Annotated in this window: 19 protein-coding genes and 1 pseudogene; 4 read left to right on the forward strand and 16 right to left on the reverse strand. The window is 70.9% G+C overall.

Annotated features, from left to right (window positions below):
- Positions 1–29: 29 nt before the first annotated feature.
- From ABTW95_RS05985 to ABTW95_RS06040, 12 genes and pseudogenes are all read right to left on the reverse strand, one after another.
- The gene (locus tag ABTW95_RS05985) at positions 30–1,169 is read right to left on the reverse strand and encodes a branched-chain amino acid ABC transporter permease (protein ID WP_500225071.1); all 1,140 of its coding nucleotides are present in this window, start codon (positions 1,167–1,169) and stop codon (positions 30–32) included.
- Positions 1,169–2,053, reverse strand: coding sequence for a branched-chain amino acid ABC transporter permease (locus ABTW95_RS05990; protein WP_396449691.1), 885 nt, complete (start codon positions 2,051–2,053; stop codon positions 1,169–1,171). Before ABTW95_RS05990 ends, ABTW95_RS05985 begins: the two co-directional genes overlap by 1 nt.
- Positions 2,050–2,808 carry an ABC transporter ATP-binding protein gene (locus ABTW95_RS05995; protein ID WP_396449690.1) on the reverse strand — a complete coding sequence of 253 codons (759 nt, stop codon included), beginning with the start codon at positions 2,806–2,808 and terminating at the stop codon, positions 2,050–2,052. The genes ABTW95_RS05990 and ABTW95_RS05995 overlap by 4 nt, the downstream gene beginning before the upstream one ends.
- Entirely contained in the window at positions 2,805–3,569 is a 765-nt protein-coding gene (locus ABTW95_RS06000; RefSeq protein WP_500225075.1) for an ABC transporter ATP-binding protein, read from the reverse strand. Before ABTW95_RS06000 ends, ABTW95_RS05995 begins: the two co-directional genes overlap by 4 nt.
- Entirely contained in the window at positions 3,566–4,798 is a 1,233-nt protein-coding gene (locus ABTW95_RS06005; RefSeq protein ID WP_500225077.1) for an ABC transporter substrate-binding protein, read from the reverse strand. Before ABTW95_RS06005 ends, ABTW95_RS06000 begins: the two co-directional genes overlap by 4 nt.
- A gap of 177 nt (positions 4,799–4,975) precedes the next feature.
- Positions 4,976–5,842: an LLM class F420-dependent oxidoreductase gene (locus ABTW95_RS06010; protein ID WP_500225078.1), complete on the reverse strand. Its 867-nt coding sequence runs from the start codon at positions 5,840–5,842 to the stop codon at positions 4,976–4,978.
- Positions 5,843–5,995: 153 nt separating this feature from the next.
- Positions 5,996–7,459, reverse strand: a pseudogene (sucB, locus tag ABTW95_RS06015) (2-oxoglutarate dehydrogenase, E2 component, dihydrolipoamide succinyltransferase); the annotation flags it as partial.
- Positions 7,425–9,176 (reverse strand): hydantoinase B/oxoprolinase family protein, encoded by a 1,752-nt coding sequence (locus tag ABTW95_RS06020; RefSeq protein ID WP_396449685.1) that lies wholly within the window; start codon positions 9,174–9,176, stop codon positions 7,425–7,427. The gene ABTW95_RS06020 and the pseudogene sucB, both read right to left, overlap by 35 nt.
- Before the next feature lie 2 nt (positions 9,177–9,178).
- On the reverse strand, positions 9,179–11,266 hold the full coding sequence (locus tag ABTW95_RS06025) for a hydantoinase/oxoprolinase family protein (RefSeq protein ID WP_396449684.1): 2,088 nt from the start codon (positions 11,264–11,266) through the stop codon (positions 9,179–9,181).
- A 35-nt stretch (positions 11,267–11,301) separates the two neighbouring features.
- On the reverse strand, positions 11,302–12,279 hold the full coding sequence (locus ABTW95_RS06030) for an alpha-ketoacid dehydrogenase subunit beta (RefSeq protein ID WP_396449683.1): 978 nt from the start codon (positions 12,277–12,279) through the stop codon (positions 11,302–11,304).
- Positions 12,272–13,210 (reverse strand): thiamine pyrophosphate-dependent dehydrogenase E1 component subunit alpha, encoded by a 939-nt coding sequence (locus ABTW95_RS06035; RefSeq protein ID WP_500225080.1) that lies wholly within the window; start codon positions 13,208–13,210, stop codon positions 12,272–12,274. Before ABTW95_RS06035 ends, ABTW95_RS06030 begins: the two co-directional genes overlap by 8 nt.
- A 113-nt stretch (positions 13,211–13,323) precedes the next feature.
- Positions 13,324–14,370 (reverse strand): NAD(P)H-dependent amine dehydrogenase family protein, encoded by a 1,047-nt coding sequence (locus ABTW95_RS06040; protein WP_396449681.1) that lies wholly within the window; start codon positions 14,368–14,370, stop codon positions 13,324–13,326.
- Between the two features lie 316 nt (positions 14,371–14,686).
- Between ABTW95_RS06040 and ABTW95_RS06045 the strand changes: the two genes are divergently transcribed.
- Entirely contained in the window at positions 14,687–15,592 is a 906-nt protein-coding gene (locus ABTW95_RS06045) for an alpha/beta hydrolase (RefSeq protein ID WP_396449680.1), read from the forward strand.
- Positions 15,593–15,736: 144 nt separating this feature from the next.
- Here ABTW95_RS06045 and def read toward each other — a convergent pair whose 3' ends face one another.
- The 4 genes from def to ABTW95_RS06065 all read right to left on the reverse strand — a co-directional run bounded on the left by def (position 15,737) and on the right by ABTW95_RS06065 (position 20,891).
- On the reverse strand, positions 15,737–16,396 hold the full coding sequence (gene def / locus ABTW95_RS06050) for a peptide deformylase (RefSeq protein WP_500225084.1): 660 nt from the start codon (positions 16,394–16,396) through the stop codon (positions 15,737–15,739).
- Between the two features lie 29 nt (positions 16,397–16,425).
- Positions 16,426–17,133 carry a pyridoxamine 5'-phosphate oxidase family protein gene (locus ABTW95_RS06055; RefSeq protein WP_500225085.1) on the reverse strand — a complete coding sequence of 236 codons (708 nt, stop codon included), beginning with the start codon at positions 17,131–17,133 and terminating at the stop codon, positions 16,426–16,428.
- Positions 17,130–18,542 (reverse strand): amidase, encoded by a 1,413-nt coding sequence (locus ABTW95_RS06060; RefSeq protein WP_500225088.1) that lies wholly within the window; start codon positions 18,540–18,542, stop codon positions 17,130–17,132. The genes ABTW95_RS06055 and ABTW95_RS06060 overlap by 4 nt, the downstream gene beginning before the upstream one ends.
- A 69-nt stretch (positions 18,543–18,611) precedes the next feature.
- On the reverse strand, positions 18,612–20,891 hold the full coding sequence (locus ABTW95_RS06065) for a S9 family peptidase (RefSeq protein ID WP_500225090.1): 2,280 nt from the start codon (positions 20,889–20,891) through the stop codon (positions 18,612–18,614).
- A 229-nt stretch (positions 20,892–21,120) separates the two neighbouring features.
- Here ABTW95_RS06065 and ABTW95_RS06070 point away from each other — a divergent pair, with 229 nt between their 5' ends.
- The 3 genes from ABTW95_RS06070 (at position 21,121) to ABTW95_RS06080 (ending at position 24,149) form a co-directional block, all read left to right on the forward strand.
- Positions 21,121–21,561, forward strand: a complete 441-nt coding sequence (locus ABTW95_RS06070; protein WP_500225092.1) for a DUF3870 domain-containing protein — start codon at positions 21,121–21,123, stop codon at positions 21,559–21,561.
- Positions 21,562–21,700: 139 nt separating this feature from the next.
- Positions 21,701–22,891 carry a CaiB/BaiF CoA transferase family protein gene (locus ABTW95_RS06075; RefSeq protein WP_500225094.1) on the forward strand — a complete coding sequence of 397 codons (1,191 nt, stop codon included), beginning with the start codon at positions 21,701–21,703 and terminating at the stop codon, positions 22,889–22,891.
- A gap of 31 nt (positions 22,892–22,922) precedes the next feature.
- Positions 22,923–24,149: a metal-dependent hydrolase family protein gene (locus tag ABTW95_RS06080; protein ID WP_500225096.1), complete on the forward strand. Its 1,227-nt coding sequence runs from the start codon at positions 22,923–22,925 to the stop codon at positions 24,147–24,149.
- Positions 24,150–24,203 lie beyond the last annotated feature (54 nt).

Below are 24,203 nucleotides of genomic sequence, written 5' to 3' on the forward strand. Positions count from 1 at the left end.
TCTCTTTGGCCGAGGACGCGAAGCTGAGGTCAGCCGTCGTCGGCTCGGGCCGCACCGGCCGTCCGGCCGACCGCTTCCGGCGAGTCCTCGGGAACCGTTCGCGGCGCCTCCGGTTCCGCGCGGGCCGGAGCCGACCCCTCGAACTGGAGCTCCGCCGAGCCGAGCAGCCCGTGCGGGCGCCATCGGAGCATGACGATCAGGGCGACGCCGAGGACGGCGGAGGAGATCCCCGTCGGGGCGTGGATTTCGGTTCCGGCGACCGACATCCCGCTCTCGACCCGGCGCAGCAGCTCGTTCAGGACGGTGATGACCGCGGCCCCGAGCAGCGCGCCGCTGATCCCGCCGATCCCGCCGACGATCGCCATGGCGATCACCAGGACGAGCTGGGCGATGTAGAACGACGCGGGTGAGAACGCGGTGAGGAGCTGCGCGTACAGCGCCCCGGCCACACCGGTGACGAACGCCGACAGCGCGAACGCCCACAGCCGGGAGCGCAGCACCGACACCCCCGCCGACTCGGCCGCCATGGGCTGGTCGCGGACGGCCCGCGCCCGCAGCCCGGCCCCCGACCACTTGAACAGCGCGCTCACCGCCACCGTCGCCACGAGGGTCGCGTACACACCGGTGAACGTGGTGTTCTCCGGGACGCCGAAGAGCGACTGCGGGCCCCGCGTCAGCGGGGTCGCCTGGGCGAGCACGTTGGTGACGATGATCAGCAGTCCGAGGGTGGCGATGGACGCCGCCGCCCCCGACAGGCGCATCAGGGCCGGCCCCGTGACCAGCGCGACCAGCGCGGCCGCCGCGCCGCCGATCAGCAGCGCGGGCACGAAGCCCACCTCGACGGACGCGAGCGGTCCCGGCAGGTCGGGCAGGACGAGCTCCTTGTCCAGCACGGGAATGGCCGCGATGCCGCCCGCGTACGCGCCGACGGCCATGAACGCGACGTGGCCGAAGGAGACGATGCCGGTGTTGCCGACGAACAGCTGGAAGCCGACCACCATGACGGCGTTGATGCCGAAGAGCAGGACGATCTCCCGCATCGTCGGCGCCAGGAACAGCAGGGCGCCGAGCAGCGTCACCGCTCCGGCGGCGAGCACCGCGCCCGCCGTCGCCCCGAGCCGGCCCGCGGGGCCCGGCAGCCTGTCCGCACGCAGTGCGAGCCTGAGCATCAGGTGGCCTCCGTTCTGGCGCCGCTGAGCCCTCCCGGGCGCAGGACCAGCAGGGTGATGACGACCGCGAACACGATCGCCTGCGCATAGGTGATCGCCCCGGCGGGCAGGACGATGTTCATGGCGACCTCGATCGCGCCGAGGGCGAGGCCCCCGAGCATCGCGCCGGAGATCCGGCCGAGACCGCCGAGGACGATCGCGATGAACGCCTTCAGGGTGGGCTCCAGGTCCGACCGCGGGGTGACCGCGCCGACCTTGGCGAACCACAGCAGGCCCACCACGCCGGCGATCGCACCGCTCACCGCGAACGCGATCATCAGGACGCGGTCGGGCCGGATGCCCATCAGGCGCGCGGTCTGCGGCAGCTCGGCGGCGGCGCGCAGCTGCGCCCCGAACGCGGTCCTGTTCAGCAACGCGTAGAACGCCGCGACGACGAGCGCGCCGCTGGCGATCGTGACCAGCTGGAGCACCGGGATCCGCAGGCCGCCGGTCGTGACGACCCCGGTGAGGAAGCCCGGGACGTCCAGCACCCTCGGCTTCTCCCCGAACACCAGGATCGCGATGTACTGGACGATCAGGAGCACGCCGAACGACGTGATGAGCAGCGTGATCGGCGGCGCACCGATGAAGGGCCGGAACGCGACGCGCCCCATCGCCATGGACAGGACCGTGACGAACAGGATGCACAGCGGCACGACCAGGGCGAACGGCACTCCGGCGTCCACCAGGACGCAGGCGCCGTAGCCGCCCCACACCAGCAGCAGCCCGTAGGCGAAATTGATCAGGTTCATGACGCTGAACACCAGCGTCAGGCCGAGGGCCAGCAGGGCGTAGGTGGATCCGACGCTCAGGGCGTCGAGCACGTGCTGGACGAATGCGGTCACGGCGACTCAGCCCCCTTCAGCCCGAAGTACGCCTCGATGAGCAGCTCGTCGGCCCGCATCTCCTCGGCGTCGCCGTCCAGCACCTTCTCGCCCAGTTTCAGGCAGCAGGCGCGGTCGACGAAGTCGAGCGCACGCCGGGACGACTCCTCCACCACGATCAGGCTCTGGCCCTGCTCGCGCAGCGTGCGCAGCACCTTGTAGACCTCGTTTCCCATCTTCGGGGCCAGGCCGAGGCACGGCTCGTCCAGGACGAGCAGCTTCGGGTCGGCCATCAGGGCTCGGCCGATGGCCAGCATCTGCTGCTGCCCGCCGGACAGGTTGGAGCCCTTGTCCGCCCGCCGCTCGGCCAGCACGGGGAACGTCCCGTACACGCGGTCGAGCACCTCGTCGTTGTGCCGGCGCAGCCGCGCCCGCGACAGGCGCCCCCGCAGGCTGGTCGAGCCGATCAGCAGGTTCTCCTCGATCGAGAGCGTGGTGAAGATGCCGCGGCCCTCGGGGACGAGCGCGATGCCGAGCCCGGCGCGTTCCTCGGCGGGCACGCCCGTCACGTCGGCGCCGTCGAACCAGACGGTCCCCTCCCACGGGGCCACCAGCCCCGAGATCACTTTCATCAGGGTCGACTTGCCCGCGCCGTTCGCGCCGAGGACGGCCACCGCCTCGCCGCGCCGGACCTCGAGGGAGACCCCCTTCAGCACCTTGGTCGCCCCGTACCCGACCACCAGGTCCGTGACCCGCAGCAGCGGTTCCGCGGTCATGACGCCCCCAGGTACGCCTCGACGACATGGGGCTGGTCGAACGCCTCCTGCGGCGGGCCTTCGTAGATGACGCGGCCCTCGTCCAGGACCTGCACACGGTCGCTGATGCTGAGGACGAGGTTCATGTCGTGGTCGATGACCACGATGCCGCAGCCGCGCTCGTCCCGTATCCGGCGCAGCTGCTCGCGCAGCTCGCCGGTCTCGCCGTCGTTCAGTCCGGCGGCCGGTTCGTCCAGGAGCAGCACCGAGGGGTTCCCGGCGAGCGCTCGCGCGATCTCCACGCGGCGCTGCGTCCCGTACGGCAGATCGGAGACGACCTCGCGGGCGACCCCGTCCAGGTGCAGGCTCGCGAGCAGGCGCTCGATCTCCTTCCGGGACGTTCCGGTGGACGCGTTGCCGCCGACCGTCACGTTCTCCCGGACCGTCAGGTCGCCGAAGAGCTTGAGGTTCTGGAAGGTCCTGGCGACGCCTCCGCGGGCCCGGCGGGCCCGGGAGGCGCGGGTGATGTCGCGGCCCCGGAGCCGGATGTCGCCGCCGTCGATCCGCAGCACCCCGGAGATGCAGTTCACGAGCGTGGTCTTGCCGGAGCCGTTCGGTCCGATGAGCCCCAGCACCTCGCCGGCCGCCAGGGTCAGATCGGCCCCGTCCAGCGCGGTGACGCCGGCGAACCGCTTGACCGCTCCCGTCACGCGGAGCAGCGGCGGGTCCGCGTCCGGGGCGGGATCCCGGAGGCGCGAGCCGGATGCGGGCGAAGCGCTCACGACGCGCCGTTCCGCAACACGGTCGGGTCGTAGTCCGCGACGACCTTGAACTTGCCCTTCTGCACCCCGACGACGGTCGTGCTCCAGACGGCGTACCCGTCCTGCCAGTAGGCCAGGGTGCCGCCGGGGACCTTGAGTCCGCGCTGCGCCCGGATCGCGTTCGCGGCCGAGGCGGCGTCGGTGACGTCCTTGCGCTGCAGGGCCTGGTTCACGGCCATGAAGGTCTGGTAGGCGCCCGGCGCGTTGGCCTGCTCGGGGAAGTGCCCGAACATCTTCTCGTACTTCGCGGTGAACGCGGCGATCGCGGGATCGACACCCGCGCCGTCGAAGGCGACCTGGGCGGCGAAGGAGATCGCGTTGGAGCGGTTCGCCCCGACGAGCTTCGGCAGCTCGCGGGTCTGCAGCGTGATGTTGCCGAGCACCGGGGTGTCCACCCCGGCCGCGCGCAGCTGCTTGACGAAGGTGCCGACCGCGGGGAACACGGCCAGGGCTTGGACCACGTCGGGCTTCGCGGCCTTGATCTTGGAGATGGTGGAGCTGAAGTCGGACTGGCCGGCCAGCGAGTCGACCCGGTCCACGCCGGTGACCTTGCCGCCGCCGGGCTCGTACAGCTTCCGGTAGGCGGTGTCCTGCTCGGTGAAGTAGGCGAGGCCGGGGTCGAGGACCTGGAAGGTCGAGCGCCACTTGCGGTCGAGCGCGTACCTGGCCTGCGCGAGGCCGAGTTCGGTGGTGGTGATGCCGCCGCTGAAGAAGCGGTCGCCGACGGCCTTGCCGAAGACGGTCGAGGACGCCGCCAGCGACAGCGTCAGCACCCCCTGCCGCTGCCCGATCCTGGCCGCGGCGACGCCGGTGTCGAAGTCGTCGGCGACGACCAGGATCTGGGCGCCCTTGCCGATGAGCGAGCGCGCCACCTGGGCGGCGACTGCGGGATCGGACTTGGTGTCGCCGGTGATGGTCTTGATGGGGCAGCCCTTGATGCCGCCCTGCGCGTTGATCTCCTCGATCGCGACCTGCAGCCCCCGCTTGCCGGCGACGTCGAAGAAGGAGGCGAAGCCGCTGTCGGCCTTGGCGATGCCGACGAGGATCCGGCCGTCACGGCAGGCGAGGGAACCCTTGCGTTCGCCGGCCGACGATCCGGCGCCGCCGGCGCACGCTACCGCTCCGGACAGGGTCAGGCCGGCGGCGACCAGTGCCGGCCACCGGCGCCTCATCATGTGTGGGAACGACATACCGCCTCCAGGTTTGATCGGTATACGTGCAGTCGTTCGCTTTGTGAAAAGCACACTAGCGCACGCGTTTTTGCAGGTCAAGGTTCGAATGCCGTGGCATTACCGCAGGTAGTGGGAAAATATAGGGATTCTGAGTTGGCTCGACATCGCCGTCATGTTCGGCAAAAGAACGTTCGTTCACATGATCAGCGCCTCCGGGGGGCGGGGATCCGATGCCGCCACCGCCAGGCCGAGGGCGTCGGAAAGCTCGGCGGCCCGCCGGCGGGCCGCCTCGGCGTCCCCGGGAGGCAGCCAGAAGACGCACCGGTGCACGCCGGCCTCGGCGTATCGGGGGACGTCCGCCGGGTCCGCGCCGTACACGGTGACCGGCGCGTCGGCCCAGCCCGCCTCCCGTGCCCTCTCCCGGTACTCGGCGATGCGATCGAGCAGGTCGGGTGCGGGTTCGGGCAGCCATTCGTTCCCGTACGACAGGATCCGGTCCACGACGGTGGGACCGTTTCCGCCGATGAGGATCGGGAGCGGATCCTGGACGGGCTTGGGCCATGACTGGATGCGTTCGAACGAGACGTACGGGCCCCGGTAGGACGCCACCTCCTGCGTCCAGATCGTCCGCATGGCCCGGATGCGGTCCGCGAGCACCCCCAGGCGGCGCCGGGGATCGGTGCCGTGGTTCAGCAACTCCTCGCGGTTCCACCCCGCCGCCACGCCGAACAGGAGCCGTCCGCCGGACAGATGGTCCAGCGTGGCGACCTCCTTCGCCGTGGTGATGGGGTCCCGTTGGGAGACCAGGCAGATTCCCGTGCCCAGCCTCAGCGTGCGGGTCGCGCACGCCGCCGCCGTGAGCGCCACGAAGGGGTCGAGCGTCCGCGAGTACTCGGGGGGCACGTCGCCGCCCTCCGGCTTGAAATGCGCGGTGCGTTCGACGGGCATGTGGGTGTGCTCCGGGAAGAAGAGCGACTCGAAACCGCCGTTCTCGGCCATGCGGGCGAGGTCGGCCGGTCCCATGCCCTGGTCCGTGGCGAAGACGGCGAGACCGAACTTCATGTGAAACTCCTGATCCGCGAGGACGTTGAGCGTGTCCAGCGCTATGCGGATGGTCCGTGTGCAATGCGAACGAGAGGGCCGAGCGGGCGGGACGCGGTCCGCCTGGCCCCCCGCGGGTCCCCGGGCCGCGTCGCCCGGGGAGCCGCGGGGTCGTCAGTGGTCCGGCAGGTCGCCGGTCTCCAGCCGCTCCTTCACCCGGGTGAGGAAGCGCGCCGCGTCGGCTCCGTCGATGATCCGGTGGTCGTAGGTCAGGGCGAGATGGATCATCGACCGCACCGCCACGATCTCGCCCAGCGCCGGGCTTCGGACGACCACGGGCCGCCTGCCGACGGCGCCGGTGCACAGCACCGCGACCTGCGGCTGGTCGATGACCGCCGTGGCGAACAGGGTCCCCGCCGCACCCGCGTCCGCCAGGGTGAACGTGCCGCCCGCCAAGTCCGCGGGGGCGAGGCGGCCGGCCCGCGCCCGCTCCGCCAGCTCCGCCAGCCCGTGCGCCAGCCCGGCCAGGTTGAGGCTTCCGGCGTCCCGCAGGACCGGCGTCACCGTCCCGCCCGGAACCTCGACCGTGACCGCGAGATGCTGACCGTCCGGATGGACGATCACTCCCGCGTCCGGGTCCACCCGGCAGTTGATCTCCGGTGATTCCTTGAGCGCCGCGAGCGCGGCCATCGCGATGATGGGCCGCGGCGTCAGCTCGACGCCCTCGCGCGCCCGAAAGCGCTCCCCGGCGGACTCGCACAGCTCGACGATCTTCGTAACGTCGACTTCGACGACCGTGGTCAGGTGAGCGCTGGTACGCAGCGACTCCGTAACGCGCGCGGCGATCGCCCGGCGCGCAGGACTCAACGCCCCGGTCGTCCCGCGAACACCCTCCTCGAACTCCGGAACCCGCCCGGCAACGGGACTCGGCACCGCGGCGGCCGAACCCGACACCAGGGCGGCCGAACTCGTCGCCGAGGCGACAGGGCTCGGTGCCGGGGCGAGTGGGGATGGGTTCTGGGGTGGAAGTGTCGGTGAGGGTGCGTCGGGTGGTGTCGGGGCGGCTTGGTCTTGATTCTTTCGGGCCGCCAGGACGTCCTGTCTGCGGATGCGGTCGCCGGGTCTGGCGGGACGCACGGATGTCAGGTCCACGCCGTGCTCGAAGGCGAGGCGCCGGACGAACGGTGTGATGTAGCCGCCGCTCCGCCCCGTCGCGGGGGCGCCGGTCCGGTGAGGGGCCGCCGGAGCCGGGGGCGTCTCTACGGGTTCGGGTGGGGTGGGCGGTTTCGGGCTGGATGCGGGCGGGGCGGGGACCGCCGCCGGTGCGCGGTCGAGGGCGGTGATCCGGGCGAGTTCGGTGCCGGTGGAGACCGTCTCGTCCTCGTGGACGCTGATCGACTGGAGGACTCCCGACGCGGGGGCCGGGATCTCGGTGTCGACCTTGTCGGTCGACACCTCCAGCAGCGGCTCGTCGGCCTCGACGTGCTCGCCCACCTGCTTCAGCCAGCGGGTGACGGTGCCCTCGGTGACGCTCTCACCCAGTTGCGGCATGGTGACGGGGACCGCCATGGCGGAGTCCTCTCTCAAGGCGGGGCCCTGGTGGCTAGGACGCGGAGCCCGCGCGCAGCCGCGCGGTCGCCGCCTCGTCGATCGACAGGTCCGCGCGCAGGACGACGCCGTAGACGTCGCGGGCGCGCTCCGCGGTGATCCACCCCTCGCGCACGTCGTCGCGGACCCGTTCGGGCTCTCGGTCCGTGGGCGGCCCGTAGCCGCCGCCTCCCGCGGTGATCGACACGATGCGCTCGCCGTCCGCCAGCTCGACCAGGCCCTGGGACGGCAGGTCGGTCAGCCGGCCCGACCCGTCGCGGCGCAGGTGCCGGGTGAGACCGCCCGCGAGCCCGCCGCGCACGCCGCGCGCGGGGTACACCGCGCCGTCGGACCCGTAGGCCACCGTCATCGACGTGCCGACCGGCCCGTACTCGACCACCGCCGACGGTGCGCCGCGGAACCGGCCCGCGCCCTCGGTGTCGGGGACGAGCCGCTGCCGCTCCACGCGGATCGGGTGCGTCATCTCCGCGATCTCCACGCTGTCGCGGCGCAGCATCCCGGCGCAGCCCACGTGGAAGATCGTCAGCCAGGCGTCGGTCCAGGGGGTGGCGGCCCCGCCGGTGACGGCGAGGAAGATCTGGTTGACGAACGGCTTGCCGCCCGACCTCGGGTCGGTGCCGGACACCACCGCCGCCGCCGCGGGGATGACGGCTCCGCACTCGGCCAGGCCGATGCCCTCGACGAGCTCCGCCATCCCGCGCTGCACGGCGTTGGTCACCCGGTCGGCGAGGTTGGTGGTCGCCGCGGAGCAGCTGTGCGGGTGGGAGGGGACGCCCACCGCACAGCCGTCCCGCAGCGCGACGCTGATGCGGCGCAGGCTCCCGGCGTTCGGCGGGACGTCCTCGCCGATGGAGTTGAAGACGCCGATCAGGGCGGCCGTGGCGGCGGTCGACTCGGTGAGGTTCAGGCCGTTCGGCAGGCAGTCGACGTTGTCGGTGAGATCGATGGCGATCTCCTGCTCCTCCGGCCGGACGTCGATGTCGATCTTGATGTCGACGCCCTCGGGGATCCCCGGGAAGGGGTCGTGCCGGGTGGTCAGGGTGAGCCGTCCGGCGGGCAGCCCGGCGATGGCCGCCCGCATGCGGCCTTCGCTGTAGGCCAGCCACTCGTCCACGAACTCCTGGAGGACGTCCCAGCCGAGTTCCTCGCCCAGCTCGGTGATCCGGCGCTCGCCCAGGCGGACGGCGCCGAGGAGCGCGAGATAGTCGCCCCACCACTGCTCGGGCACCCGGACCCGCAGCCGCAGCATGCGCAGGATGTCGTCGTTGTCCTGGTAGTCGGTCTGGACGCGGCAGGCGTCGAACAGGAGGGTGCCCTCCTCGTAGACGTCCCGGGCGCCGGCCATGTAGGTCGTCGGCTGGGAGTTGCCGCAGTCGGCCTGGTGCGCCTTGGCGAGGACGGAGAACCGGTGGACGCCGTCATCGTCGACGACCGGCACCAGCATCGCGTGGTCGGCGGCATGCGAGTTGCCGTTGTACGGCGAGTTGTGCAGATAAGCGTCCCCGCGCCGCATCTCGGGATGGAAGCGCAGGACGGCCTTTGAGATCAGGTCGGGCCCGCTCATCATGTGGATGGGCAGGCTCTCGGCGCCCATCACCAGCTCGTGGTCGGCGCTCACGATGCAGCAGGAGAAGTCGTGGGCGCTGTTCAGCACCCCCGACCGGCTGGAGCGGAAGACCGTGTTCATCATGCCTTCCACGACCACGTTCAGGCGGTTGCTGATCACCGCCATGCGGACGCCGTCCATCGTCACTTCCCCCCTCGCTCGGCCGCGGCGGCGGGCGCCCCGGGCACGACATGGATCGTTCCGCTGCCGCGGCGGGTGAATGTGGCACCGTCGTCGATGACGATCGTCGTGGTCTCCGACTCGACGACCGCCGGGCCCCGCAGCTCCAGGCCGACGGGCACCGAGTCCAGGCGCCAGACGTCCGCCCGGACGAGCCCGGTGCCCGGCAGGTGGATGTCGCGTTCGCGCCGGACGGCGTCGCCCGTGCCGGCCTCCGGCAGGACCGGGTCGGTGATGCGGCAGCGCGCCCTGGCGTGCCAGCTCTCGAACTCGATCGGCGAGCCGGGATCGTCGACCGCGAAGGTGTCCCGGTGAACCTCGTGGAACGCCTTCTTCAGCCGTTCGAGCCCTTCGCCGTCCAGGGAGCCCTGCTCGCCGAGCTGCACTTCCAGCTCCCAGACCTGGCTCGGGTACCGCGCCTCGACGGAGAACTCGACGGACGTCTCGACGGCCCCGGCACCGGGTCCGTCGACGAAGCCGCGGGCCTCGGCCGCCAGTTCCTCCAGCACCGCGTTGACGCCCGCGAAGTCGAAGTCCTCCGAGGTGGTCCGGAAGGTCCTCTCGAAGCCGCGCGACAGCTCGGAGATCAGCGCCCCGGCCGCGCTGAGGGCCGGGCCCATGACCGGGACGATGACCTCGCGGCAGCCGAGCCGGCGCGCGATGGCCACGGTGTTGAACCCGGCCGCACCGCCGCCCCCGACGAGGACGGCCTGCGCCGGGTCGATGCCCTTCTGCCCGGTGATCTCCTCGATGGCGCCGACCATCCGCTCGGTCGCGAGCCGGTAGACGGCGGCCGCCGCCTCCAGCACGTCCAGCCCGAGCGGCTCGGCGATCTGCTCCCTGATCGCCTCGCGCGCCGCGTCCAGGTCGAGCGCCGAGCGCCCGCCCAGGAAGTAGCCGGGGTCCAGGTAGCCGAGGACGAGGCAGGCGTCGGTCATCGTGGGACGGGTGCCGCCCCGCCCGTAGCAGACCGGGCCGGGAACGGCGCCGGCGCTCTGCGGGCCGACGTGCAGCAGCCCGCCCCCGTCCACCCAGGCGATGCTGCCGCCGCCCGCGCCGACGCTGCGCACGTCGACGGACGGGAAGCCGGTCATGTGGCCGCGGAACGGCTCGCCGATCCAGGACTCGCGCGTCCACGGGATCCGTCCGTTCCGGACGACGCTGACGTCGTAGCTGGTCCCGCCGGTGTCGGCGACGATCGCCATCGGGGCCGCGGCGTCCAGGTCGGCGAAGAAGCGCCCCGCCACCGGCGCCATCGCGGGGCCGGAGTTGAGCGAGTGGATCGGCGCCCGGGCCACGTCCTCGGCGTCCAGCGCGCCGCCCGCGGAGGTCACCATGAGCACCCTCCCGGCGAAGCCCGCGTCGCGCAGCCGCCCCTGCAACCCGCTGATGTACGCGGTCATCAGCGGTTTCAGCGAGGCGTCGATCGCCGTCGCCGAGGCCCGGCGGTACTCGCGCACGCACGGATTGACCTGGTGCGACAGCGTCACCGGTACACCCGGCAGCAGCTCGTCCAGCAGCTCGCCCACGCGCAGCTCGTGGACGGGGTTGACGATCGACCACAGCAGGCAGACGGCGACGGCCTCGACGTTCTCCCGCCGCATCCGCTCGGCGAGGACCGCCACCGCCTCCTCGTCCAGTGCGCGGACCACCTCCCCCTGGGCGCCGACGCGTTCGGGCACCTCGAAGGTCAGCGAACGCGGGACGTAGGGGTCGGGATAGGGCTGCCGCTGGTTGAAGATGTCGTGCCTGCCGCCCTCGCGCAGCAGCAGGATGTCCGGATGCCCTTCGGTGGTGAGGAACGCCGTGCGTGCGACCCTCTTCGTCAGGACGGCGTTCAACCCCCGGGTCGTGCCGTGGACGAGCATGCTCCCCCGGCCCAGCAGCTCGCGCCGCGAACAGCCCCGCTCGGCGGCGGCGACGTCGAAGGCGTCGAGGATGCCCTGGACCGGGTCGGACGGCACGGTCGAGCTCTTGTGGACGCTCAGGTGGCCCTCGTCCTCGACGACGAGGTCGGTGAAGGTGCCACCGGTATCGACTGCAAACCTCATGGTCTGTTCCTGCTCATAGGTCGCCGCGGCGACGATCAGTAATCGGCGAGCTTGCGCAGCTCGGCAACGATGCGTTCGGTGGTAGGCACGACCTGGTCCTCCAGCTCGTGGCCGTACGGGATGGGCACCCGCTCGGACCCGACGCGCACGATGGGCCCGTCCAGGCTCTCGAAGCAGTGCTCGCCGGCCCAGGCGGCCACCTCGCCGCCCCAGCCGCAGAACTCGACAGCCTCGGAGACCACGGCGAGCTTCCCCGTGCGCCGCAGCGAGGCCTCGATCGAGGCCGTGTCCATGGGCCACAGGTAGCGCAGGTCGACGACCTCGCACGCCACGTTCTCGGCGGCGAGTTCCTCCGCCGCCAGCACGCAGCGTTCGACCATCCGGCCGGCGGTCACCACGGTCAGGTCGTCCCCCGGCCGCACGACGCTCGCCGCGAATCCTTCCGGTCCGGTGCGGGTGTCGATGTCACCCGACGTGCGGAAATATAGGTTCTTACTCTCCAAGAAAATCACGGGATCGTCGGAACGCACAGCCTCCCGGAGCATCCAGTAGGCGTCCGACGGGTTGCTCGGCATCGCCACCACCAGGCCCGGGACGTGCGCGAACAGGCTCTCCAGGCTCTGCGAGTGCTGCGGGCCGTGGTTGGTCCCCCCGCCCCCCGGCATCCGGATGGTCAGCGGCACGCTGAACTGCCCGTTGCTCATGTAGCGGATCTTCGCTCCGAGGTTGACGATCTGGTCGAGCGCCAGCAGGACGAAGTCGGAGAACATGATCTCGACGACCGGCCGCATGCCCTCGGCCGCGGCCCCGATCGCGAAGCCCACCATGCCCGCCTCGGAGATGGGCGAGTCCAGCACCCGGTGCTCCCCGAACCGTTCGACCAGCCCCTGGGTCACGGTGAACACCCCGCCCAGCGCCCCGACCTCCTCCCCCATGATCACGACGCTCTCGTCGGCTTCCATCTCGGCCTCCAGGGCGGCACGGACCGCCTCGGCGTACTTGAGCTCACGCACGGTTCTGCAGCTCCGGGGAGGTGTAGACGAATGACTTCGCGTCGGTCGCGGGGGGTCGCGGACCGGCCTCCGCGCGAGCCAGCGCCGCGTTGACGTCCGCGGCCACCTCGGCGTCGATCCGCGCGACCTCATTGCCGGGGAACCGCTCCAGCCTTGTCCGCAGGTTGGCCATCGGGTCGTTGAGCGCCAGCCAGTCCCGCCCGGCCGTCTTGGGCCGGTACCGGTAGTCGGGGTCGGAGAGGCTGTGCGGTCGGACGCGGAACACCCCGCACTCCAGGAAGGCCGGGGATCCCGCCCGCACATGGGCGACCAGCTCCCGGGCCACCTTCGCGACGGCGACCACGTCCCGGCCGTCGACGTAGCGCGAGGTGATCCCGGCGCCCTCGACGGTGCGGGCGATGGTCCCCGGGGCGCCGAACAGGCGGTCGGACGGCATCGAGTGGGCCAGCCCGTTGTTCTCACAGACGATCAGGCACGGGCTCTTCCAGAACCGCGCGAGCAGCAGCGTCTCGTGGGTCACGCCCTGCGCGAAGCCGCCGTCGCCGATGAACGCCACCGCGATGTCATCGCCGCCCCGGCGCCTGCGGGCCCACGCCGCGCCGGCCGCCCATGGCAGCCCGCCCGCGACGATGGCGTTCTCACCGAGGAACCCGCTGGTCCGGTGGTGCAGGTGCATAGAGCCGCCGCGTCCCCCGCTCACGCCGGCCGAGCGGCCGAAGAGCTCGGCGAAGACGCCCTCGATCGGCACGCCCTTGGCGAGCGCGTGCCCGTGTCCGCGGTGCGTGCTGGTGACCATGTCGCCGACGCGCAGCACCGAGCAGACTCCGACGGCCGCCGCCTCCTGTCCCAGCGAGGAATGGAACGACCCCGACATGCGTCCGAGCCGGTGCATCTTCTCGATCTCCAGCTCGACGGCGCGCACGATCGACATGCCGCGGTAGAGCTCATGGGCGGTAGGAAGGTCCGCCTCATCGATCGGAAGGCCGCTGAAGGACCCTTCCGGCGGGTGCGGGGGCGAGGCGATTTGGGTCATGAGAGCTCACTTCAGCGAAACGGGTGGTTTTGCAGGTCGTGCCAGGCGGCGGCGACCGGCAGATCCTTCACGGTCCTCAGGCCGGGCGCCGCGTGCAGGACCCCGGGAATGCTGTTGACCAGCTGCGCCGAGGTGGCCGGGATGGCGTCCATGCCGGGCGACAGCGTGAGGTTGACGGTGTGCAGGCCGTCGATGGTGAGGGTGTCGACGGTCGCGAACCCGGCCTCCTCCGGCCGCAGGTGCAGGATCAGCTCGATCTCGATGAAGAGGTCGCCGCCGATGTGCCCGGTGGCCCGCTGGAGGAAGCCCTCGGTGCGCCCCGCCTCCACGTGCCCGTACCGGGTCGGGGCGGGGGTCGCGGCGACGAACGGTTCGAACGTCTCGGAGACCGGCCCGTCCAACCACAGGCCGAGGCGCTCGCAGACGAGCTCGATCGACTCGGGGAACCCGACATGGCCGGCGATCGTGCCGGCCCGGTGGCCCTCGTCGAACTCCTCAGGGGTGTAGCCGATGCCCAGACGGCGGTGGATGTTCTCCCCGAAGCCGGCCACGTTCACGGCGCGCCGCCCGCGGATCGCGCGCACGTCCCAGGACACGCCGGTCGCCGCCACGACCAACGAGTCGAACAGGAAGCCCGGGTTCACCCCGGTGCCGAGGACGGACGCGCCCCCCTTCCGTGCCGCCGCGTCGATCCGCGCCGCCGCCTCGGTGCAGCGGTTGAACGGGAACGCCAGCTCTTCGCAGGGGGAGACGACGTTGACGCCGGCCCACGCGCAGTCGACGATGTCGTCCTCGGTCTCCTTCAGGAACGAGCCCGTCGCGTAGACCATCACGTGCGGGGCCGCGGCCAGCACCTCCTCCATGTCGGCCACGACCGCGGGCCCGCCGGGGACGGACGACCCGACGACCTCGTGGAGCGGACGGCCCAGGGCCTCGGGCTCCTTGGTCGCAGCTCCGACGATCTCGAATCCCGTTCGATGCTCAAGCAGAAGGCGCGCGGCCGCGCGGCCGATGCTGCCGAGCCCGCACAGGCCGATCCGGATCGGTGGGCCGTTCACGACAGTATCCTCTGCACGATTTGTGAACTCATGCACGCATTATGAAAACATCCCGCAGGGAGTGTCAAGGGTGCGACGGCCGTCCGCGGCCGCCGCAGGGCACCCCCGACCCGGCTGCGCCGACGGATCGCCCGCTCCAATGAGCATGACCAACAGCAAAGATTCGGCAAGGCGCCGCCCCGGGAGCCGACCACCCGGGCGATCCGGTCGCCCGGGGGCCCAGGCGACCGGATCGCCGAACATGGGATATGTTCATAATTCGTGCACCTGCCCGCATAGACCAGAAGCATGCCATACAGACGATCGAGGAGTCGGAATGCCAGAGCCGCAGGAGGTCACCGTCCCCAGCGAGGGCGAGCGCATGAGCGGGCTGCTCTACATGCCGGACGGCCCCGGACCCCACCCCGCCGTGGTGCTCGCCGGCGGATGGTGCTACGTCAAGGAGGTGGCCCAGCCGCTGTTCGCCGAGGTCTTCGCGCAGGCGGGCGTGGCCGCCCTGGTCATCGACTACCGCCACTTCGGCGGCAGCACCGGCGAGCCGCGACGCCACATCGACCCGTGGCGGCAGATCGAGGACTACCGCAACGCGGTCTCCTACCTCCAAGCCCTCGACACCGTCGACGAGAACCGGATCGGCGCCTGGGGCATCTCCTACAGCGGCGGCCATGTCCTGATCCTCGGCGCCATCGACCCGCGCGTGCGCGCCGTGTGCTCAGTGGTCCCGGTCATCGACGGCTGGGACAACCTGCGTCTCTCCCACGGCACCGTGAGCTTGCGCGTCCTTCAGCAGGCCCTGGACCAGGCCCGCGCCAAGCTGTACCGGACCGGCGAGCACACCTACATCGACCACCAGCCCGTCGAACTCGGCGCCGTCGGCACGTTCCCCTTCCCGGCCAGCCGCGAGACCTTCGCCCGTATCAAGGCGTCGGAGGCCCCGGGATACGAGGGGAGCGCGACCGCCCAGTCGACCGAGATGCTCCTCGCCTACAGCGTCCGTCCCTTCCTCACCCGGCTCGTCTCCACCCCCACCCTCATGTGCGTCGCCGAGGGGGACGACCACACCCACTGGGACCTGGCCGCCGAAGCGTTCGAGCAGATCCCCGGGCCGCGCAAGAAGTTCCACGTCGTGCCCCGCTCCACCCACCTGACCCTCTACGAGGACGTCGACGTCCGTCGGCAGACGGCCGCCGTGGCCGCCGAGTGGTTCACCGAGCACCTGTAGCGGCCGCGACGCAACGACCGTGGCGCCATCACGTAGGGATGGCGCCACGACCTCACTTGCGGCGCATCGTTCAGCGAACTCGTGTATTGACAGATCGGGTGTCCGTGGAACGGTGGAAGCCCGTCATCGTCGATGGTCGGGCGGTCATTTGCCGATTGCGGCGGCCGATGCGGCACGTCTTGCAAGGACCTCGTCCTTGGATTCGGCCATCTCCCGCATGGCGGACCTTCGCTCTCGCTTGGACAGTCGGCTCAGATAGAGGCGCCCCTGGAGGTGGTCCATCTCATGCTGAAGGCAGCGGGCGAAGTAGCCGCGGCCCTCGATCACCAGTGGGTCACCGTTCTTGTCACGGCCTGCGACGACGGCACGATCGAGGCGGGGTACCACGCGGTAGGGGCCGGGGACGGACAGGCACCCTTCCCGTTCCTCGATCAGGGCACTTCGCGCGAGCGCCCCGTCCTGCAGCACAGGGTTGGCGATGTGCCCGACATGACGGACGCCCCACTCATCGGTCATGTCCCAGACGAACAGCCGCAGGCCTACGTCCACCTGGTTGGCGGCGAGACCCGCGCCCTCGGCCACGTGGTTGGTGGCGAACATGTCATCGATGAGCTTGGACAGCCAGCCCGTGCCGAACTGGGTGACCTCCTGGCACGGACGGTCCAGGATCTCTTCACCGACGAGGGTGATGCGGCGGACGGCGCCCCGCTTCGTTTCGGGTGCGATCCGCGGATAGGAGTCCACGGGTTCATCTTGGACCCGCACTCGGCGATCCGCGGCGACGTCACCGGACCGCTCCACCATTGATCACCTGCTTTCCAGCGGAACTTCTCCTACGGCGTGCCGGCTCGACGGTTGGGCGGACCCGCCCAGCCGTCGAGGTAGGCGGGGGCGTCGCCGGTCCACGGCCTCTTGCCGTCGTGGACGGGAGGCCCCATGACCGATCCGAATGGGATTTCGCCCGCCCACACCGGGGCGTCCAGGTCCTGCTCGCCGTCGCCTGCGGGCCCGTTCCGCACTTTGACGGAGCACTCCTCGAGAACCAGTTCGACGACTTTCGTGCGCGCCAGTTCCCGGGGGGCCAGAGGTCTCACCTCTTCCAGCCGTCCCGGCGGGAGAAGACGGCCGAGCAGAGCGATCAAGATGTCGCGTTTGGCGTCCACGTCGTCGACCGGGGATCCGTGACCGAAGGCGATCACGGATCTGTAGTTCACCGAGTTCTCGAAGGCCGAGCGTCCCATCACAAGCCCGTCGAGCAGCGTCGCCTCAGCGCAGATGGGTGCTCCGGACGCAACAGTCTCAAGGGTCCGGTTGGCGGCCGAGCCATGTAGGTAGAGGCGGTCGCCCACCCGTATGTGGAGCATGGGCATGACGTATGGGACGGCATCGATGGTGTACCCGACGTGGCACATCAGCGCCTCGTCGAACACCTCGCGCACCGCCGCCGGGTCGTAGTCCGCACGGGCGGGACGACGTCTGAGCCGGACACGTTCGCTGGCGGGCCGGTACTTGCGGCCGGACGGTTCGCCAGGGTCGTTCACGAGCTTGCCTCCATGGGCGAGGAAACGTCCTTTCCGGGGATCGGCGCCGGGGTGAGGTGCCAGTCGGTCGACTGTTCGTACTCTCGTGCGAAGCCGAGGAGCCGGTTCTCCTCGAAGGGCGGGCCGATCCACTGGACGCCGGCCGGAAGCCCGCCCGGCCGGCCCATCGGCTGGGTCACCACGGGCAGGTCGGCGAGGCTCACGGGGATGGTGAAGGCACCGGCCCGCGCTTCGAGCGCCGGCAGTTCTTCGGGTGTGCAGGCGGTGATGGGGACGGTCGGCGCGACGCAGGCCGCGAGATCGTGGTCGGCGAACAGGCTTCGCCAAGCTCGAGAGATCCGCCCGAGGTCCGCCTTCGCCCGCGCGTGGGAGTCGGCGTCGACGCCCTCGCCGGCGCGGATGACCTCCAGAACCTCCGGCGAGTACAGGTGGGACCTTGTCCGGACCGTCGAGATGTGTTGCGCCGCCAGCTCATGCAACGCCACCGCCTGATAGGTCGGCATGACCATCTCGGGCAGCGGGCAGGTGACGTCCACGAGTTCGGCGCCGTGCTCCCTGATGATCGCCGCAGCGGTGGCGAAAGCCTCGGCCACCGCCGGGTCGGCGTCCTCGGCCCACTCGCGGATGACGCCGATCCGCGCTCCGCGCAGCGGAGCGGACGCACCGCGCCGCTGGTGGGCGAGGGCCGCCGTGTCGCTCGCCGGATCCGCCGGGTCGTGTCCGGTGAGCGCTTCGAGCAGGATGCCGGCGTCCCCGGCGGTCCGGGCGATCGGCCCGACCCGGTCGAAGGACGTGGCCGCGGGCAGCACACCGCTCCGGGAGACGACTCCGCCCGTGGGACGCAGGCCCACCACGCCGCAGAAGGCGGCCGGGATGCGGATCGAGCCGCCGGTGTCGGAACCGACCGAGACGGCGCACTCGCCGGCGGCCACCGCAGCGGCCGATCCGCCGCTGGATCCGCCCGCCACGCGGCCCGTGTCCCACGGGTTGGTCGTCGGCGCGCAGGCGATGCCGACGGCGCATTCCTGCGTGGTGTTCTTGCCGATGAGAACGGCTCCGGCCTGCCGCAGGCGGGTCACGGCGAAGGCGTCGCGCTGCGGGCGCCTGTCGTCGAACGCCTTCGAGCCGTAACGCGTCGGGAGGTCGGCGGTGTCGATGATGTCCTTGACGCCGACCGGGATGCCGTGCAGCGGACCCTTCCATCCGCCGCGGGCGAGTTCGCCCGCGACGCGATGTGCCTCCGCGATCGCGTGATCGCGATCGATGAAGGCGAAGCCGCGGACGATGGGCTCGACCTCGTCGATCCTGGTCAGATACGCCTCGGTGAGCTCGACCGGGGACAGTTCGCGATCGCGGATCAGCCGGGCCGCTTCGGTGATGGTGAGCGAGATGAGAGAAGGTACGGTCATGATCAGTGGTCGTCCCTTGCGCTAGGGCGTTCGGGCGGTCCGATGCATGAGGGCCGCCGGGAGAGGGCGTCAGCCGCCGAGAAGGTCGGCGAGCGCGCCGAAGTCGAGCGGGAACGGGGTGATCCGGTAGGCCGGCGGTTCGGCTCCCATGAGGTGGCGCACCAGGTAGTCCCAGCGCCGCCGGGTGGTGTAGGCGCCGTGGACCACCATCGTGTGATCGGCGTTCGGCACCAGCAGGAGGTCGAAGTCGCGGTCGGCGCGGATGAGGGCTTCGGCGAACCTGAGCGTCTGGGCGGGCAGGACGTTGTCGTCGAGTTCGCCGTGGATCAGCAGGAGACGGCCTTCGAGCCGTTCCGCGAGGGCCGCGTTCGACCGGGCGCGGTAGTCGGTCTCGGCGGGGAGACCGAAGTATTTCTCCCCCCATGCCGGCTGGTAGACGAGGTCGTCATGGTCGCCCGCGGTGGACACCGCCGCCTTGTAGAAGTCCGGCCGGTGCAGCATCGCCCGCGCCGAGGCGTATCCGCCGCCGGACGTGCCGAACGCCCCGACCCGGTCGAGGTCCATCCACGGCCGGGTGGCGGCCAGTTGTTCGATCGCGGCGACATGGTCATCGATGAACGCCGTCCGCCGCGGGTCGCGCCGCTGATGCTCCTGGAACGATTTGGAGCGGTAGGGCGTGCCCCGCCCGTCGATGACCACGGTGACGAAGCCGAGCGCGGCCATCGCGGCGGCTTCGCCGGTCGGGACGAACTCGCCCGACTGGGGGAACCTGACGGGCGCGGCCTTGACCTGCGGCCCCGGGTAGAAGTTGTCGAGAACGGGATAGCCGGCGGCGGGGTCGAGGTCGTGCGGCGGATACAGGACCCCGTAGATGTCGGTCGTTCCGTCGGCCGCCTTCACACAGAAGCGCTCGGGCGGCCGCCAACCCGCCGCGTACAGATCGTCGGCGTCGGCCGTCTCCAGGTCGGCGACGACCTCGCCGGAGGTGTCGAGGACGCGGCTGACGGCCGGCCGGTCGAGGCCGGACGCCACATCGAGCAGGTAGGTTCCCGCGGGTGAGACGGTCACCTCGTGGTCGAGTTCGTCATCGGTGAGCCTGCTGATCTGGCCGTCGTCGAGGCCGACCCGGTAGATCTGCCGCAGGTAGGGGTCGAGGCCGGGTTCGCGGCCGGAGGCCGTGAAGATCAGCTCCCGGCGCCGCTCGTCCACGGCCAGCGTCTCGCGCACCAGCCAGGGACCGCGGGTCAGTTGCCGGAGGGTGCCGTCGGCGGCGCGCAGGTAGGCGTGGCCCCAGTCGTCGCGCTGCGACCACCAGACGATGTCGCCGCTCGACAGTTCCAGGACGTTGGGTGCGTGGTAGCGGATCGGGTGCGTCTGGACGTGGGTGTCGGACCGTTCTTCCAGAAGGCACTCGACCTTCCCGGTGGCGGCGTCCATGCGGAACAGCCGGACGTGCCTGTCGCCGCGGTCTCCGGCGTGCCAGTAGAGCCGGCGGCAGTCCGCCGACCACCAGGTGCGTCCGAACGCGGTCGCGGGCTCGAAGGGGGTGAGCAGGGGTTCGCCTTCGGATTCGACCCAGGTCGCGCTGTCGAGGTGGTAGACGAGGGGTCTGGACGTGGGCTGGCGTTCTTCCCCTGCCATGGCGTATGCGTACGTGCGCAGACGCGGCCGCGACCCGTCCGCAGGAGAGGACTGCACGAGGGCCGCCTTGGCGACGCCCCGCTGGTCGACCCGGTGCGTCGCGAAGGCACTGCCGTCCGGCGACCAGACCACGGAGGGCGGAAGCACGGCACCGATGTGGTCCAGCAGGGAGCGCAGCGCCATCGGGTCGGGCGGCGCCCCGTAGCCGTGGTCGCTCGTGCCGTCGTCGGTCAGGGTACGGTCGCCCGCGATCCCGTCCAGGTCGCGGAGGACGAGGTTGTGATCCTCGACCGCGACGGCCCAGCGTCCCGTCGGATCGACGGACTCGCCGGCGGCGGGTGGACGGCGGGGCAGGCGACGCAGCTCGTAGGTGGTCCGGTCGCACTGCCATGCCGCGCCCAGGGCGTGGAACGCGAGCCCTCGATCCGACCAGGAGAGGCGGCTCAGCGGCAGCGCACGGGGATCGGCCTCCTTCCCGGTCGCCTTGCTCAGCGACTTCGCGAGCCGTTCATGGTCGAAGGCGCGTGCGCGAAGCCCGGACCTCAGGTCGACGCGGTAGAAGCGGACACCCTCTCTCGTGCGGGTCTGGTACCAGAACTCGTGCTCGCTCAACCAGTTGGGCCGTACGCGGGAGCGATGGACGAGTCTGCCGATGTTCGAGGGAAGTAGGGCCTCGGCGCGCTCGTACCGGGACCTCAGATCGGTCATGGCGTCTCCTTAACTGAGGCCATGGGGCACCGGTGCGGGCGTGGACCGGGCTCACCGCATGGTCACTGTCAGTCAGGGAGAACGTCGTCTGTTTCGCCGGTCGTCCTCGGGTGCGCTGCTCACCCGGACCGGGGGGACATCGGTTCTGTGGTCTGCTTATTATGCTGGTCTTTTCCCGTCCGTCAACTGAACGGACCGATCCATTCGGGCTCCCGCTGGAGGCAGCCACGTGTCAGCGACACCACTCAATTCGGAGAAGAAGACTCCGCCGACGGACACGGACGGTCCGGACCGGCTCGTCGTGGTCAGCGGCTACGCCAAGATGCCGGTGGGGACGGCGGCCCGCGCGCTCTACGAGACCCTGACTCTCGGTGTGCTGGTCGACCCCAGGACGCATACCGTGCTCAAGGCGTCCTCCACCCTGGTCACCGACGTCGGGCGCGAGTGGGTGGAGCAGGAACTCACGGGCCAGCAGCTGCTGAGCGAACCGGCCGAGTTCCTGAGAAAGGTCAAGCACGACTACTGGGGCGCGTCGAGCGGTGCCCTTACCCAGGCCTATCGCGACCTGGTTCGCCGCTACCGCGAGCGACTGAAGGCGGAGGGCATCGCGGTGCCGGCGATCCCGGCCAAGAGCGCCGAAAGCGGCGGCGCGGCAGAACCGCGGCCTTGACAGCGCCCGCTCCCTTCACGTAGATACGTCTCACCACAGAGTCCGCCCAGGTGCCCGCCGCGACGACCGCGCCCGGCACCAGCACGGCACCTCTCCCTGGCCATGGCCGAAGGCATGTTCACCAGGGAAGAGGTTCCGATTGAGCTCCGATCCACGACCGAGGACCGGCCCCCTCACCGACCTGACCGTCGTCGACCTGACGCAGATGCTCGCGGGGCCGTACTGCACGATGACCCTCGCCGACCTGGGCGCGGACGTCATCAAGGTCGAGCCGCCCGCGGGCGACCTCACCAGGCGGATGGGACCATGGCGCGCCATGGACGGGCCGGAGGCCCTCGGCGGGTACTTCCAGTCGGTCAACAGGAACAAGCGCGGGATCGTGCTTGATCTGAAGACCGAGGCCGGCAAGGACTCACTCCGCCGGCTGGTGGCCGACGCCGACGTCCTGGTGGAGAACTTCTCCGTCGGCGTGATGGACCGGCTGGGCCTGTCCTACGAGAGTCTCAGCGCCATCAATCCGGCGCTGGTCTACGGCTGCATCCGGGGTTTCGGCGACCCGCGATCGGGTCGCAGCCCGTACGCGGACTGGCCGGCGTTCGACGTCACGGCGCAGGCGATGGGCGGGCTCGTGGGCATCACGGGCCCGGGCCCCGGGCAGCCGCTGAAGACGGGCCCGGGCATCGGCGACATCTTCCCCGCCGCACTCTGTGCGATCGGCATCCTCGCCGCCGTGGTCGAGGCACGGCGCTCGGGACGCGGCCAGTTCGTCGACGTGGCGATGTACGACTCGATCCTGTCCCTGTGCGAACGCATCGTCTACCAGTACGACTACACGGGCGAAGCCCCCGGTCCCCAAGGGAATGCGCACCCGCTGCTGTGCCCCTTCGACATCTTCCCCACCAGCGACGGCTTCGTCGCCGTTGCCGCGCCCAGCGACCGGCACTGGCGGCGGTTCTGCACCTTGATCGGCCGTCCCTCCCTCGGGGACGACCCGCGTTACCGGACGAACTCCGACCGGATCGCGCGTGCGGATGAGGTCCGCTCGATCGTCGCCGGGTGGCTGTCGTCCAGGACGACCGAACAGGTGCTGTCGGTCATCGGCGGCCAGGTGCCCTGCGGCCCGGTCAACGACGCCCAGGCCGTGTTCGGGGATCCGCATGCCCGCACGCGCGACATGCTTCCGGCGGTCGAGCAGCCGGGCTCGGGCGACCCGGTGACCGTCGCCGGGCAGCCCATCAAGTTCAGCCGGACGCCGTCCAGTGTCCGGCACCGAGCGCCTCTTCTCGACGAGCATCACGACGAGGTGCTCGCCGACCTTTCCCGGCCGTAGCGGGCCGGCCCGACCACCGAGGAGACGAGCAATGCTGGCAATACGTGGCGCGCAGATCATAGACGGGACCGGCCGCGATCCCATCAGGGGAGCCGCCGTCCGGGTCGACGGGAACAGGATCGCCGGGATCGGCCCGGTCGAGCGGGACGACGAGGTCATCGACATCGAAGGCGGCACGATCCTGCCCGGCCTCATCGACGCACACGTCCATTTCGGTCTCGCCAGCCCGATCGGCCCGATGCTGGCCAAGGAACTGAGCATCGCCGAACGGGCGGCCGACATGTTCCGCGTCTGCGAGGACACCCTCCAGCAGGGGTTCACGACGGTGCGGGACACCGGCGGGATCGACTGGGGACTGGTGAACACCGTCGAGTCCGGCCGGGTCCGCGGCCCGCGCATCCTGTGCTGCGGCGCGATCCTCGCGCAGACCGGGGGTCACGCGCACTACACCTCACCGAACGAGTGCGTGCACGAGTGGAAGAGCCGTGACCTGCCGGGGTTCGCAACGCTCAGCGTCATCTGCGACACGCCCGACCAGGTCCGCGCGGCCGCCCGCGACAACTTCCGGCGGGGGGCGAAGTTCCTCAAGATGAACATCACGGGCGGCGTCATCTCGCTCACCGACTCCATGGACGACACCCAGTTCACGCTCCCGGAGATCGAGGCGGCGGTGATCGAGGCGCTGGCGCGGCGAACCTACGTCACCGTCCACGCCCACAACAACCGGGGAATCCGCAACGGGATCGCCGCGGGCGCCAGATGTGTCGAGCACGGCACCGACATCGACGAGGAACTCGCCGAAGAGATGGCGGCCCTCGGAGTCCACCTGGTGCCGACGCTCGCGGTGATGCACATCCACGCGCGGGACTTCGACGACATGTCGCTGCACGGCGGCATCCGCGAGCGCTTCAGCGGTGTGGAGGAGCGGATGAGCAGGGCGATCAAGGCCGCCACCGAGGCGGGCGTGCTGGTCGGCTCCGGTACCGACTACGTCGGCCCCAAGCAGGACAACCGGGGACTGGAGATCGCCCTGCGCGCGGAGATCGTGGGTGCGATGCAGGCCATCATGGCCGCGACCTCGGTCAACGCGGAGATCATCGGCATGCGGGACGAGATCGGCACCCTGGAGCCCGGCAAGCTCGCCGACGTGGTCGCGGTGGACTTCGATCCGCTCGCCGAGCCGGGGCTGTTCGCCGAATCGCGCCGCACCGTCCTCGTCGTCAAGGACGGCGAGGTAGTCCGCAACGACCGGTCGTAGGACGCGAGTGAACGCGGGCCGCCCCCAGCGAGTGAACGCAGACCGCCCCCATCG

Source organism: Spirillospora sp. NPDC127506, from assembly GCF_040302145.1.
Taxonomy (GTDB): domain Bacteria; phylum Actinomycetota; class Actinomycetes; order Streptosporangiales; family Streptosporangiaceae; genus Spirillospora.

Bases quoted from the DNA above. Each gene is read 5' to 3' on its own strand.
- ABTW95_RS05995 (WP_396449690.1), bottom strand. From the start codon at position 2,808: ATGACCGCGGAACCGCTGCTGCGGGTCACGGACCTGGTGGTCGGGTAC.
- ABTW95_RS06080 (WP_500225096.1), top strand. From the start codon at position 22,923: ATGCTGGCAATACGTGGCGCGCAGATCATAGACGGGACCGGCCGCGAT.
- ABTW95_RS06010 (WP_500225078.1), bottom strand. From the start codon at position 5,842: ATGAAGTTCGGTCTCGCCGTCTTCGCCACGGACCAGGGCATGGGACCG.
- ABTW95_RS06025 (WP_396449684.1), bottom strand. From the start codon at position 11,266: ATGAGGTTTGCAGTCGATACCGGTGGCACCTTCACCGACCTCGTCGTC.
- def (WP_500225084.1), bottom strand. From the start codon at position 16,396: ATGGTGGAGCGGTCCGGTGACGTCGCCGCGGATCGCCGAGTGCGGGTC.
- ABTW95_RS06035 (WP_500225080.1), bottom strand. From the start codon at position 13,210: ATGTCGATCGTGCGCGCCGTCGAGCTGGAGATCGAGAAGATGCACCGG.
- ABTW95_RS06020 (WP_396449685.1), bottom strand. From the start codon at position 9,176: ATGGACGGCGTCCGCATGGCGGTGATCAGCAACCGCCTGAACGTGGTC.
- ABTW95_RS06065 (WP_500225090.1), bottom strand. From the start codon at position 20,891: ATGACCGATCTGAGGTCCCGGTACGAGCGCGCCGAGGCCCTACTTCCC.
- ABTW95_RS06045 (WP_396449680.1), top strand. From the start codon at position 14,687: ATGCCAGAGCCGCAGGAGGTCACCGTCCCCAGCGAGGGCGAGCGCATG.
- ABTW95_RS05985 (WP_500225071.1), bottom strand. From the start codon at position 1,169: ATGCTCAGGCTCGCACTGCGTGCGGACAGGCTGCCGGGCCCCGCGGGC.
- ABTW95_RS06005 (WP_500225077.1), bottom strand. From the start codon at position 4,798: ATGTCGTTCCCACACATGATGAGGCGCCGGTGGCCGGCACTGGTCGCC.
- ABTW95_RS06060 (WP_500225088.1), bottom strand. From the start codon at position 18,542: ATGACCGTACCTTCTCTCATCTCGCTCACCATCACCGAAGCGGCCCGG.